Annotated in this window: 10 protein-coding genes; all 10 read left to right on the top strand. The window is 53.2% G+C overall.

The window, feature by feature from the left end:
* Window positions 1-20: 20 nt before the first annotated feature.
* On the top strand, window positions 21-974 hold the full coding sequence (ribF, locus tag ACI9KD_RS02170; protein WP_414979504.1) for a bifunctional riboflavin kinase/FAD synthetase: 954 nt from the start codon (window positions 21-23) through the stop codon (window positions 972-974).
* The gene (gene ileS, locus ACI9KD_RS02165) at window positions 971-3,775 is read left to right on the top strand and encodes an isoleucine--tRNA ligase (RefSeq protein ID WP_414979503.1); all 2,805 of its coding nucleotides are present in this window, start codon (window positions 971-973) and stop codon (window positions 3,773-3,775) included. The genes ribF and ileS overlap by 4 nt, the downstream gene beginning before the upstream one ends.
* A complete protein-coding gene (lspA, locus tag ACI9KD_RS02160) occupies window positions 3,768-4,280 on the top strand; it encodes a signal peptidase II (protein WP_414979502.1) in 513 nt (170 codons plus the stop codon). Before ileS ends, lspA begins: the two co-directional genes overlap by 8 nt.
* The gene (locus ACI9KD_RS02155; protein WP_414979501.1) at window positions 4,280-4,750 is read left to right on the top strand and encodes an FKBP-type peptidyl-prolyl cis-trans isomerase; all 471 of its coding nucleotides are present in this window, start codon (window positions 4,280-4,282) and stop codon (window positions 4,748-4,750) included. The genes lspA and ACI9KD_RS02155 overlap by 1 nt, the downstream gene beginning before the upstream one ends.
* Window positions 4,750-5,697: a 4-hydroxy-3-methylbut-2-enyl diphosphate reductase gene (gene ispH, locus ACI9KD_RS02150; protein WP_414979500.1), complete on the top strand. Its 948-nt coding sequence runs from the start codon at window positions 4,750-4,752 to the stop codon at window positions 5,695-5,697. The genes ACI9KD_RS02155 and ispH overlap by 1 nt, the downstream gene beginning before the upstream one ends.
* A 117-nt stretch (window positions 5,698-5,814) precedes the next feature.
* Complete coding sequence (locus tag ACI9KD_RS02145; protein WP_414979499.1) at window positions 5,815-6,489, top strand: GspH/FimT family pseudopilin; 675 nt, start codon at window positions 5,815-5,817, stop codon at window positions 6,487-6,489.
* On the top strand, window positions 6,489-7,037 hold the full coding sequence (gene pilV / locus ACI9KD_RS02140) for a type IV pilus modification protein PilV (protein ID WP_414979498.1): 549 nt from the start codon (window positions 6,489-6,491) through the stop codon (window positions 7,035-7,037). Before ACI9KD_RS02145 ends, pilV begins: the two co-directional genes overlap by 1 nt.
* Complete coding sequence (locus ACI9KD_RS02135) at window positions 7,037-8,209, top strand: PilW family protein (RefSeq protein WP_414979560.1); 1,173 nt, start codon at window positions 7,037-7,039, stop codon at window positions 8,207-8,209. The genes pilV and ACI9KD_RS02135 overlap by 1 nt, the downstream gene beginning before the upstream one ends.
* Before the next feature lie 4 nt (window positions 8,210-8,213).
* Window positions 8,214-8,702, top strand: coding sequence for a PilX N-terminal domain-containing pilus assembly protein (locus ACI9KD_RS02130; RefSeq protein WP_414979497.1), 489 nt, complete (start codon window positions 8,214-8,216; stop codon window positions 8,700-8,702).
* A 22-nt stretch (window positions 8,703-8,724) separates the two neighbouring features.
* Window positions 8,725-13,442 (top strand): pilus assembly protein (locus ACI9KD_RS02125; protein ID WP_414979496.1); only part of this gene is annotated, 4,718 nt, incomplete at its 3' end.

Below are 13,442 nucleotides of genomic sequence, written 5' to 3'. Positions count from 1 at the left end.
TTCTGAACCTCAGCGACGCCATGGAGCTCCTTCGCGGCCTTAAGAGCCTGCGTCCCCAATACCGACCCTGTGTGGCCACCATCGGTGCCTTCGATGGTGTACATCTGGGCCATCAGACTGTGGTGGCTCAGTTGGCGGAGCAGGGTCGCAAGTATGATCTGCCCACTACTGTGGTGACCTTCGAGCCACTGCCGCGGGAGTATCTTGCGGCCGATACCGCGCCTGCGCGCCTGCAGAGCTTTCGCGAGCGGTTTGAAGCCTTGGCTGCTTTGGGTGTCGATAGATTGTTGTGTCTGCGCTTTGACGAAAATCTACGGCGTATGTCGGCAGAACAGTTTGCAGATCGAATTTTTGTACAGGGACTGGGTGTGCGTTCACTGGTGTTAGGCGATGACTTCCGCTTTGGGCACGATCGTGAGGGCGGTTTTTCACTGATGCAGGCTATCGGTGAGCGTGAGGGCTTTGTCACGCTAGCTACCAGTACTATCGAGTTCGAGGGCGATCGCATCAGCAGTACGCGTCTGCGTAATGCTTTGATGCAAGGTGACTTTGCGACCTCGAGAGCTTGTCTAGGTCGCGACTACGAGATGTCGGGGCGGGTGATCTTTGGTCGGCAGCTCGGTAGAACGATTGGAACCCCCACGGCCAATATAGCCCTGCGTCTGACCAGTGTGCCGCTCAGTGGTGTGTTCGCGGTGACGGTCAGTGGGGCAGGCCTCAGAGATGCCTTGGCGATCGCCAATGTGGGTGTCAGGCCTACGGTGTCAGCCGGTTCTCGTCCAAACCTCGAGGTGCATATCCTCGATGGAGATCATGCACTGTATGGCGAGAGGCTCCGGGTACAGTTTCTGCACAAGTTACGTGACGAACAACGTTTTGAGTCTGTGGATTTACTCAAAGCGCAAATACATCAAGATGTTGACGGAGCTCGAAGCTGGTTCGCATCGAGCGTCAAGGACAGACAGAGCACATGAGTGATTACAAAGACACCCTGAACCTGCCGACAACGGGGTTCCCGATGAAGGCAAATCTCGCCCAGCGCGAGCCGGCGAGGATCAAGCAATGGCAGGAGATGGGGCTCTATCATCGTATTCGCGAGGCCAGAGCAGGTCGGCCGAAGTTCATTTTGCATGATGGGCCTCCCTATGCCAATGGAGATTTACACGTCGGACACGCTGTAAATAAGGTTCTCAAGGACATCATCGTCAAGTACAAGTCGCTGGATGGCTTTGATTCGCCCTTCGTCCCGGGGTGGGACTGTCACGGTTTACCTATCGAACTCAATGTAGAAAAGAAAGTAGGTAAGCCTGGCGTTAAGCTCAGCGCTGCCGAGTTTCGCGAGAAGTGCCGTGCCTACGCTCGGCGGCAGATTGATAACCAACGTGAAGATTTCGTGCGCATGGGTATCATTGGTGATTGGGAGAATCCCTACTTGACCATGGATTTCTCCTTTGAAGCCGACATCGTTCGCACGTTGGGTCGATTGGTTGAGCGGGGCCATGTGCACAAGGGTTTCAAGCCGGTGCATTGGTGTCTCGACTGCAGATCTGCCCTAGCAGAGGCGGAAGTCGAGTATGCGGACAAGCAGTCTCCCGCTATTGATGTCGCGTTCGCTGCGCTGGATTCCGCTGCAATAAATCATGCCTGTGGAGCCGACGGAGACGCAGCTGTTACAGTCCCTATCTGGACCACGACGCCCTGGACCTTGCCTGCCAACCAGGCCGTGAGTCTGCATCCTGACCTGGACTACGTACTTATTGATGGCGATGGTCAGCGACTGCTGGTAGCTCAGGAGCTTGCCGAGATTTGCGCTGCACGTTACGGGCTGGGTGAGCCAAAGGTGCTTGGTCGTTGCAAGGGACGCGATATAGAACACCAGTTACTCCAGCATCCATTTCTTGATCGTCAGGTTCCGGTGATTCTCGGCGAGCACGTTACTGTGGACGCAGGTACTGGTGCAGTGCATACGGCCCCCGCGCATGGCCAAGAGGACTACGCGGTGGGTTTACGTTACGACCTGTCCGTCGAGAATCCCGTGGGACCTAATGGGGTGTTTGTTCAGGACACGCCATTGTTTGGCGGGGAGCACGTGTTTAAGGCAAACGCCAGTATTGTTGCAGCGCTTGCGGAGCGAGGCGTGTTGCTTCATCACAGGGAATATCTCCATTCCTACCCCCATTGCTGGCGGCACAAAACACCGCTTATTTTCCGCGCTACGCCGCAGTGGTTTGTACGCATGCACGAAAATGGCCTGCTTGAGGCCGCTCAAAAAGCTGTCGATGATGTGCAGTGGATTCCCGACTGGGGGCGTGCTCGTATTGAGTCAATGCTGAGTGATCGACCCGATTGGTGTATATCGCGGCAACGTACCTGGGGCGTACCAATAACGCTGTTCGTGCATAAGGAAACCGCTGAGCTTCACCCTGATACACCGGCGTTGATAGAGGCGGCCGCGAGCCGCATACAGGAGTCCGGTATTGAGGCTTGGTTTGGCTTGGAGCCTAGCGAGCTGCTCGGCGATGATGCCGAGTATTACGACAAGGTGACTGATACTTTAGATGTATGGTTCGACTCTGGTGTGACGCATGCTTGTGTTCTCCGGCGCCGAACGGAGTTAGGAGCACCGGCTGATTTGTATCTTGAGGGCTCTGATCAGCATCGAGGCTGGTTCCAGTCGTCTTTGCTCACGGGCATTGGCGCTTACGGTGAGGCACCCTACAAAGCGGTGCTCACACATGGATTTACCGTTGATGGCGATGGCCGCAAGATGTCCAAGTCCATCGGTAACATCATCCCTGCACGTAAAGCCATGAACGATCATGGTGCCGACATACTCCGACTATGGCTGGCGTCCACAGACTACCGTAATGAAGTTGCGGTCTCGGACGAGATCATCAAGCGTACGGGTGATAGTTATCGGCGTATCCGCAACACTGCAAGATTCATGCTGGCCAACCTCTCAGGTTTTGATCCTGTAGAGCACATTGTTGCTGATGAGGACTTATTACCACTGGATCGTTGGGCGGTGGACTCCGCTGCCCGGCTGCAGGAAGACTTGAAAAAAGCCTACGATGCCTACCAGTTCCATCAGGTTTGTCACCGACTCCATAATTTTTGCTCCGGCGAAATGGGTGGGTTTTATCTGGATATCATTAAAGATCGTCAGTACACGACGCAGGCAGACAGCTTGCCCAGACGCTCTGCGCAAACAGCCCTCTATCGTATTGCCGATGCTATGGCGCGATGGATGGCGCCGGTATTGTCCTTCACGGCCGAGGAGATTTGGGAGAACCTTCCTGGGGAGCGAGAGGACTCGGTCCTGCTGGCCGGCTGGGGTGAGCCGCTCTTACGCCTCTCTCGCAACGATGACCTTGATGCGGAATATTGGGATGCACTGATCGCGGTTCGCGCTGCCGTCAATAAGCAGCTGGAAGTATTACGTGCTGCGGGTGAGCTCCGGGGTTCTCTGGATGCCCAGGTAACGCTTTACTGTGATGGACAGTTGGCTGAGCGTCTTGCCGGCCTTCAAAACGAACTTCGTTTTGTACTCATTACCTCAGAAGCGGAAGTTGCCGCATTGGCCTCAGCTCCCGATGAGGCGGCCGCAACAGATATTGAGGGTTTGCGTCTGTGGGTGACGGTGTCTGAAAACGAAAAGTGTGAGCGTTGCTGGCATCGCTGCGCGGATGTGGGTGGGCATGCCGCTCATCCTACGCTCTGCGGGCGTTGTGTGACTAATATCGATGGGGCTGGCGAGGAACGTGATTTTGCCTGAGGCGTCTGCGACTGCAGCCCGTTGGTATGCACTGGCTTTGGTGGTCGTAGCGGCAGACCAAGGGACCAAGTGGCTTGCTTCGACCGAGTTGACGTACTCCGTGCCGGTAAAAGTACTGTCTTGGTTCAATTTGACGCTACACCATAATGAAGGCGCTGCGTTTAGTTTCCTGGCGGACGCAGGCGGATGGCAACGCTGGTTCTTTGCGACGCTTGCGCTTGCTGTGAGTGCAATGATCGTATTTTGGCTAAGGGATCTCAATGCACGTCAGTGGCAGCTATCGTTGGCCCTTGCGCTCGTTTTGGGCGGCGCGCTGGGTAATCTCGTTGATCGAGTGCATCTGGGTTATGTTGTCGATTTTGTTAGTGTCCATTACAGTGGTTGGTACTTTCCAACGTTTAATGTGGCGGATGCGGCGATATCGGTAGGCGCGTTTCTCATAGTTGTTGATAGCCTGTTCAGTAGTTTTGTGGATGAACAGTCTCCTGAGAATGGGACGAGTTGATGTCAGATGCCCCGAGAGAAGATATGAATGTAAGCGTGGGTGACGGTACCCGGGTGTTTTTGAATTTTTCTCTGGCTATTGAAGATGGGGCAGAGGTGGATTCTAACTTTGGTGGTGAGGCCGTGAGTTTCGCCATTGGAGATGGCAGTCTGTTGCCGGGATTTGAGCGGCGTCTTACAGGGATGCAAGCCGGAGAGCGGAAGCTTTTTCAGGTGCCACCGGAGGATGCTTTTGGGCAACCCAATGAGAACAACGTCCAGCGTGTGCCTCGAAAGGGATTCGATGATGAGTTTGAGCTGGAGCTAGGGCTGGTGTGCTCCTTTGCGGACGCCGCTGGCGGGGAGCTGCCGGGCATGGTCATAGCCTTTGACGAAACGGAGGTCACGGTGGACTTCAATCATCCTCTTGCCGGCCACACTATTCTCTTTGATGTCCAGATTCACAGATTGGAAGCGGTGGAGTTGCACTAATGCAAATTCAGTTAGCCAATCCCCGAGGTTTTTGCGCGGGTGTAGATCGAGCCATCGATATCGTCAATCGAGCTCTGGAAGTGTTTGGTGCACCCATATATGTACGTCACGAAGTGGTTCACAATCGTTTTGTGGTAGAGGACTTGCGCTCTCGAGGTGCCATATTTGTCGAGGAGCTGCACGAGGTTCCAGATGACCGCATCGTAATTTTTAGTGCTCACGGTGTGTCGCAAGCAGTGCGCAAAGAGGCAGACTCTCGAGGATTGAAAGTCTTTGATGCGACCTGTCCACTAGTGACCAAAGTGCATATTGAAGTCACGCGCTACAGCACCGAAGGGCGTGAGTGTGTGTTGATCGGACACGCCGGTCACCCTGAGGTAGAGGGAACTATGGGTCAGTATGACCATAGCGCGGGTGGTGATATCTATTTAGTGGAAGAAGTGGCGCAGGTCGACCAGCTTTCTGTGCGAAACCCAGACAAGCTCTCTTACGTCACGCAGACTACGCTCTCTGTGGATGATACGGCGAGGGTGATCGATGCGCTGCGAGTGCGATTCCCCGCCATTACCGGTCCTCGTAAAGACGATATTTGCTACGCCACCCAAAACCGTCAGGATGCGGTCAAGCAGTTGGCCACAGACTGCGATCTGGTGATTGTGGTGGGCTCGCCCAGCAGTTCGAATTCCAATCGATTACAGGAGCTCGCGGAGCGTATGGGAGCTCAGGCTTTTTTACTCGATCGTGCTGATGAAATAGATCCAGACTGGCTCACCGGCAAGCGGAATGTGGGTGTAACCGCAGGTGCGTCTGCACCGGAGATTTTGGTCCGTGAGGTGGTTGAGCGCCTCCAGGATTTGGGCGCAAAAAGTGTCTTGGAGATTGACGGGCGTCCGGAGAATGTGACGTTTAGCATGCCCAGGGAGTTACGTTTACATCCTGTTGATTAAATAGGATGGCTCAGGATATTTGATGCCTAAGGCATTGATTTATACCGGTTATCGTCAAACTTGACCGTTCGTCGCTGCGCTGCTGCACTTCACCGCAGGGTTTTTTATGCTTCGAATATGAAAGAGTCTCGAAATAAAACTGGCTTTGCTGACCTAACGATTGCGCCTCGCGCCAAGCGGCGTTTCTCTGTAACCGATTCAAAACCGGCTCTTGCGCAATCGGGCTTTACCCTTATCGAATTAATGATGGTGCTGATTCTGGTGGCCATTTTATTGGCCCTGAGCGGCCCTTCATTTCAGGCAAGCTTGCAGCGCAATCGCTTACAGACAGCGGTCAATAGTATTGCGACAGCGCTGAGTTTTGCCCGGGCGGAAGCGGTTATTCGTTCGGAGCCTGTTGCTTTGTGCCCAACCGTCGACACGGCCTCTTGTTCGGGCAGTAACTGGGAAACCGGCTGGCTGATCTTCGTCGATAACGGCGCAGGCGGTGGTGGTGCCGAGTCTGACGGTTCACTGAACGGTTCAGAAGAATTGTTGAGAATAGGTGAGCCTGCCGGGCAGGGCGTTACTGTACGTACTGTTAACTTCCCCTCTCCGGCCAATATCGTGTTTCAGGACTCCGGACGCGTGTTGCAGAACATCAGTGGGACAGTAACGATCTGTGATGCTCGGGGTGTGAATGATGCAAGAGCGCTCATTGTCGAGGTGTCTGGGCAGGCGCGCCGAGCCGTAGATACAGATGCGAACGGCGTGTTGGAAGATGACACCGTAACCTCGGTGGCTTGCCCGTGATGAACCAGTTCAAAACTAATCGAAAAACGAGACTCAGCTCCTATCGGCGTCTGCAGGCGCAAAGCGGGTTCACGCTCATAGAAGTGATGGTGAGCGTGCTGATCCTGCTGATTGGACTGCTCGGTGTGGCGGGAATGCAAATGTTGAGTTTACAAGCGAATCAGGGCGCCTACTTCCGCTCCCAGGCGATTTACATAGGCTCAGAGATTCTTGATGCCATGCGTGCAAATCCTACTGCGGCGGCAAACTACGAGGGCGTTTATCCCGACACTATCCCTGGTGACCAGACCTGTGATGATGCTGATGGCTGCACACCGCAGCAGGCAGCGCTCCAGGACCTTCGGGAATGGAATGTGCATTTCTTCGATGTCTTTGGTGTGGGTGCGGGTAATTTTCGTCCGAGTATTCCTAATGGCCAGGCGGTCATTACGGCGAACGGTAATGAGTACACGGTGCAGGTTAGCTGGACAGAGAGGCAGTACGATAATGCGGGAGATCGCGCCCGGATACAGCAGGTTGTCAATTTAACAGCGGCGCTAACACCGTGATGCGGTTTTCACTGAACAGCAGGTGCAAGTATATCCCCATCGTCGGTCGGCAATCGGGCCTGTCTCTTATAGAGCTTATGGTGGCACTAGCGATTGGTGCCTTTTTGGTGCTGGGCGTGGTGACCGTGTTTCTTGCTAATAAGGACTCTGCTCGACTCGAAAACTCACTAGCAAGACTGCAGGAAAATGGACGTTTCGCGCTAGACCTCATGCGCGAAGACCTCCATCAGGCTCAGTACCTGGGCTGTAATACGGGCGATGTGTTCATCATCAATATGATTGAGGATCCCAACTCGGCGGGCTTTACCTCGACGCTTGAGGGTATTCGTGCCTATGAGCGCAACGGATCCGGGACCTGGGCGGCGAACCCACCACCGACTGATTTGTCGGGGACTATTCAGGCTGCAGAAACAGCGCAAGGCGCACGCAATGGTAGCGATGTGCTGAGTATTCGCATGACAGAGCTCATGAACGAAGACGACCCCAATGATCCACTACTCACAGGTCTGGTGCTGCCCACGAGTACGAATGTACCTATTGATGACAACCCTGATTGTGACATCGAGCAAGGTAGCCGTGTGGTGGTTACTGGGTGTAATTTGACGGCGCATCTGTTTCGGGTGACCAATACTCAAACCTGCAATGCAGGCGCACCACCCAATGCGACAACTTTAGAGTTTGGCATCGGCGGTAATGTCACGACCTCCATTAATACTACTTATGACACAGAGTCACAGGTACTGCTTTATGAAGAGGCGGTCTGGTACGTCGCCGACACATTGCGCGATCGCAATGGTTTTGACGTCTGGGCGCTCTATCGTGAGGTTAACGGTACAACTCAAGAAATGATTGAAGGCGTGGAGCATATGCAGGTCAAAATTGGCCAGAGAGTCAGCTTCAGCACTTCTATTCGCTATGTTGACCCCAGTGACGCTACGCTCAACACCGGCAACAATTATGAAGGGGCGATCTCAGTTCGAGTGGCACTGTTAATGCAAGGGTTCGATCTTATTCGCAACGAAGATGACGCTCGGGTTTATGTGTTGATTGATGAGCAGGTGGCGGGCATTGGCGCTTCTGCGATAGGGCAGGGCGGTTTGCACGCATCAGGGTCAGTACAGCGCGACGTGTTCAGCACGACCGTGGCTTTGCGTAATGCACCGGAATTTTAGATCTATGAATACCGCGATGATTAAATACTCTTCCAGGCACGGGCGACAGGACGGCGTAGTACTGCTCGTTGTGCTGATACTTCTGCTCCTCACCACCATTGTGGGTTATCAGGTGATGGAGACGAGTTCGCTGGAGGCACGCATGGCGGTGGCACGCCAAGGCAAGGAAGTCAGTTTTCAGGCAGCCGAATCCATTATTGACCAATCTAAAAATGATCAGAATTTACTTATCAATGCTTTTGTTGCCGGCTTGAGTAATTCAGCCTGGCCTGACAGCACAGCCTTTACCTTTGTCGACGATGCCGATCTCGCGGGAAGAGTTGAAGTTCGATATATCGATGAGGTGGCAACATTGGGCAATGATTTAGTTATTGGTAATCCGGGATTGCGGAGTCTGCACTTTGAAATTCGCGCTGAGTCGGGCCGTGTAGATGACCGCTTCAATAGTCAACACATTCAAGGTATTAAACGTTTTGCACCGAAGTTGCTTTAGGCACTTGGGCAGGAGAAAGGGTATGAACAGTATCAATAAAGCTCTGAAGAAAGCGTTGGTCGCGTGTCTCGCGACCTTGTGGTGTACGTCCCCGGTTTGGGGCGACGACACTGAAATCTTCTTTGGAGATATTGATAGTGCTAGTGCACGCCCGAATGTACTTTTTATTATTGATACTTCGGGTTCAATGAGTGGCAGCGTCTCTGGCACAGGCAAGGATCGTCTCGACAATGTAAAAGACGCGATGTACCAATTACTTGACGAGCTGGACAACGTTAACGTCGGTTTGATGCGTTTTACAAACCCTGGCGGCCCAGTTTTGTATCCGGTTACCTACATTGATGAAGAAGTTGAGGCCGGGTCCATCGTTTCTGTGGATGCTCCTATTGCGGCGGCAACAGATGATGCGCAAGAGGTGGTTGGTAGTAGTCAAGTGTTTCTAGATGGCGAAAGACTCGAAATTGTAGAGATGGCAGGGGCGGCGACATCGACATCTGTAGACCAAGTGAGCGCCAGCGACGATGATGCTAGAGAACGTAATGGTAATGTTTCTACTACACGTGACCGACTTGCTTTACGTCACGATCGACTGCTTGGTGTGCGATTTTCAGGATCTGATATTCCTGACGGCGCTACCATCACGAATGCTTACCTACGCTTTACTGGGTTCAATGATGGTAATTCTAATTCCGTGCAGATGCGGATCGTTGGTGAGCAGGTGGATTCTGGTGATTTTAGTGCTGGAGGTTCGCTAGGGAGTCGCGCGGACACCGCAGCATTTGTAGATTGGGACATCAACGTTACGGTAGCGGCCGATGAAACCATAGACACCCCAAACGTTGCGACGATTTTGCAAGAAATTGTAGGCAATGGCGCTTGGGATCCTCTCGGTGGTGGTGAGGATGACATTGTGTTTATTTTTGAACCCCAACCTAGTGCTACTGGTAATGGTCGAAGGGTCTTTTTCTCTCGGGACGGAAGCTCGTCCGAGGCCCCCCAGCTATTTGTCGAATACACGACTGGCGCAGGCACCGGCGCAGCACTTTCTAGAACGGGTTTGAGATTCGATGGTGTGGATGTCCCGAGGGGTGTCACTGTAACCGAGGCTTACATTACTTTTACGGCTGAAAGAGATTTTTCGTCTGCCTACGATATGAATATCGGTATCGAGAATAGTGGTAATACGGCGACGTTCACTGCGAGTGCAGGCGATATTGCCGGTCGCAGCTTGTCAACCGATCGCGTGGCGTGGTCCGGTACCATGGCGCATAGCTCGGGTGACACCTTTCAGAGTCCTGATATATCGTCATTGGTACAACAAGTAGCAGCCCGCGGTGATTGGTGTGGCGGCAACGCGGTGTCTGTCGTGATTAATGGTGCCTCCGGGCAGCTTCCGGTCTGGGCCTTTGAAGGTAGCGCATCCTTGGCGCCGAGACTTATAGTAAAGTTTGAATACGACTCTATCTCGCCCGGTTCGTCGTGTATTCGTCGTACCGTAAGTCGCACTATCGGTGTATCTACAGATGATGCAGAGGAAACCGGTTCTAGCGCCACCACTACTAGTACAGACCTCGATTTTTACGCGGGATCTGTTGTTGGTTTGCGTTTTAGTGATATGGGCATCCCTCGTAATGCGACCATATACGATGCTTACATAGAGTTAGTGGCAGATGACGCAGATTCTGGCACGACCAATATGACAATCCGTGCAGAGGCAGCCGATAACGCTAGCACCTACAGTGGCACGAACGGCACGATAGAAGATCGTGCATACGCATCGACCACTGTGCCGTGGTCTGAATCGGTGGCGTGGGCTACGAATGATGTCAAAAGGACGCCGCCTCTCGCGACGCTAATACAAAATAACGTTACAAACCGATCGGGCTGGGCGCCCGGGAACGCCATGGCGTTTCGAATAGATACAAGTACTAACACGGACCGTCAAGCAGAGAGCCTCAATGGCAACCCCGCCGAAGCACCTCGATTAGTCGTTGATTTTGAGGATGACGGCTCTGGTATTACATCGCGAAGAACCCGGTCGGTGATAAAGGAACTCGTTGCGCAGCTTAATCACAATGGCTGGACGCCGGTGCAAGATACGCTTTATGAGGCAGCGCGGTATTACACAGGTGAAACCGTGAAGTGGGGTGCAACACGAGGTGTGTCAGGGATTGATAACGGGCCGTTCAGTTATGCGCGGGTGTCATCCACTGAGGCTCTTGTCCCCGGTACGTATTCACTGAATCGACCCACAGGATGTACGGAATCGAATCTGGATAGCAGTAATTGTAGCAACGAAAGTATCACTGGCGTTGGGTCCGGAGCGCTTTATAAGAGTCCCATTAATGATTTCTGTCAGGAACAGAGCCACATCATCATGCTTACTGATGGCGCTGCAAACCGTCCGCACTCAGCTGCGCTTATCCCCCCGTTCATGAATGATCAGGCGTGCCTGAACGAACCGACTCTCAATGAAAATGGCACCACGACTGCTCTTTCTAGTGGGGAGCATTGTGTAAAAGATCTGGCTAGATATATGAATGAGACAGACATGCGGCCTACTTTGACTGGGCGTCAGCGCATCACAACCCACACTATTGGTTTTAATTTCTCCAGTAAATGGCTCGCAGATGTGGCAGCAGCAGGTGGCGGTATACACAAGAATGCGTCCAATGCCACAGAACTCGTCGCGGAGATCAAGGACATCATCGGTGAGGTGCTCAAAACAGACTCCACCTTTGTCGCTCCGGTGGCGGCTGTTAATGAGTTTAATCAGCTGAGTCATCTTAGCCAGGTTTACTTTGCGGTGTTCCGTCCTGATGAGTTTCCTCGATGGAGAGGGAATCTTAAGAGGTACACTTTGAGTGACGAAGGCGGCGATATTGTTGATGCCAATGGGAACCTCGCTATTGATCCATCGACGGGTTTCTTTATTGAAAGTGCCCAAAGTTTTTGGAGCGCCTCGACCGATGGTGCCGCGGTAGATGTCGGAGGGGCAGCAGAAAACTTACCGGCTTATGATTCGCGGAATGTGTATACCTATGTGTCTGGGTCTACGAGCACTAACCTGGCCAACAGTGTGAATGCCATACGCAGTACCAACGCTACGCTAAATCAAGCTATGTTTGATGTCAGCTCGATGTCAGCAGCCGAGTTTACAGACCATATTGACTGGATTCGCGGCAAAGATGTAGATGATGAGGATGAGGATGGCGTTACGAATGAGGACCGGTACCTGTTTGGTGATCCCTTGCATTCACGGCCAATCGCGATCACTTACGGCGGCACCGAGGAAAATCCTGATGTCGAGATCTATGTTGGGGTCAACTCTGGTGGAATTCATGCCGTAGACGCCCGCGATGGACAAGAAACCTTTGCGTTCATCCCTGAAGCGTTACTGCCAATGCAGAATGACTTGCGACTCAATTTACCGGCCACAGCACATCCGTACGGGGTCGACGGTACACCAACGCCGTGGATAAATGACAACGGGCGGGACGGGATTGATCCTGGCGATGCTCTCGATTTCGTCCGTATCTTCACAGGGATGCGCCGCGGTGGCCGCAATTACTATGCGTTGGACGTCACGGACCGCACAGCGCCTGAGGTGATGTGGCAGATTTCGGGGGGCAGCGTACAGTCTAATGGCGATGATTTTCGTGAGTTGGGACAGACTTGGTCTCGCCCGATCAAAACGAAAGTGATTCTCAGTGGCGACACCGAGCCTCGTGAGGTCCTATTGTTTAGCGGTGGCTACGATGAGGCGCAAGATGAAGCTCAAATTCGAACCGCCGATAACGCTGGTCGTGGAATGTACATGGTGGATGCGGTTACTGGTCGTTTGTTGTGGTCCGGAGGTAAGGCTGGCGCACAGTCCTGGACAGAGTCGTACTCGGCTATGGACTATTCGTTTCCCAGTACGATGTCTGCGGTAGACATAAATCAGGACGGTCTTGTTGATATGTGGTTCGGCGCTGATACGGGAGGCCAAGTCTGGCGTTTCGACATAGCAAATGGAGAGACCTTGGCCAACCTCGTCACTGGCGGTGTGATCGCTGATCTGGGAGTTGCTGGCGGAGCTAACGATATAGCCAGTAATCGACGCTTCTTTTCGTCGCCTAGTGTGGCCATCGTACGCGGTCCTGATGGACCGGAGTTAGCTATTGCCATCGGCTCCGGATTTCGAGCTTCGCCGTTGTCAATCTACGCGACTAACCGCATGTATCTTTTACGACAACAGGCTGTTTTTTCCGCGCCCTCGTCGTACACAACACTGCTTACTTCAGATCTGTATGACGCCACTGCTAATTCTTTGGCGACAGAAACGGGAACATCGCTTGAAACGCAGAAGGCGCTGCTCAATGAATCGCAGGGATGGTTCTTTGGCTTTGCTCTTCTCGGCGAGAAAGCACTGTCTTCTCCGTTGATAGCGAATGGCCGGGTTATTTTTACTACCTACACCCCAGGAGATTCAGGGGTTTGGTGTCGTCCCGCGGCGGGAACGTCCCGGGCGTACTCGGTAAGGCTTGAAGATGCGGTTCGCACCGAGCCACGGCCTTTGTTGACTCCAAGTATTGTTGATCAGGCGACGATCATTGTTCCCCCTCCTTACGTGCCCGACCCCAACGATCCTGATGATCGCAACGGCCCTGATGATCCCAACGCTCCAGAGAGTGCGTGTGCCAATGGCAACGGCATTGTGATAAAGCTTAATACCGAGGATGGTCCAATCGATGACTG

The organism is Congregibacter sp., assembly GCF_047617445.1.
Lineage (GTDB): Bacteria > Pseudomonadota > Gammaproteobacteria > Pseudomonadales > Halieaceae > Congregibacter.
This window is presented reverse-complemented; position numbering and strand designations above follow the sequence as displayed.

What these genes read in the sequence shown, in the direction of transcription:
- ACI9KD_RS02130 (WP_414979497.1), top strand. Translation starts at nt 8,214, where the DNA reads ATGAATACCGCGATGATTAAATACTCTTCCAGGCACGGGCGACAGGAC.
- ACI9KD_RS02145 (WP_414979499.1), top strand. Translation starts at nt 5,815, where the DNA reads ATGAAAGAGTCTCGAAATAAAACTGGCTTTGCTGACCTAACGATTGCG.
- ispH (WP_414979500.1), top strand. Translation starts at nt 4,750, where the DNA reads ATGCAAATTCAGTTAGCCAATCCCCGAGGTTTTTGCGCGGGTGTAGAT.
- ileS (WP_414979503.1), top strand. Translation starts at nt 971, where the DNA reads ATGAGTGATTACAAAGACACCCTGAACCTGCCGACAACGGGGTTCCCG.
- pilV (WP_414979498.1), top strand. Translation starts at nt 6,489, where the DNA reads ATGAACCAGTTCAAAACTAATCGAAAAACGAGACTCAGCTCCTATCGG.
- ACI9KD_RS02135 (WP_414979560.1), top strand. Translation starts at nt 7,037, where the DNA reads ATGCGGTTTTCACTGAACAGCAGGTGCAAGTATATCCCCATCGTCGGT.
- ribF (WP_414979504.1), top strand. Translation starts at nt 21, where the DNA reads ATGGAGCTCCTTCGCGGCCTTAAGAGCCTGCGTCCCCAATACCGACCC.
- ACI9KD_RS02155 (WP_414979501.1), top strand. Translation starts at nt 4,280, where the DNA reads ATGTCAGATGCCCCGAGAGAAGATATGAATGTAAGCGTGGGTGACGGT.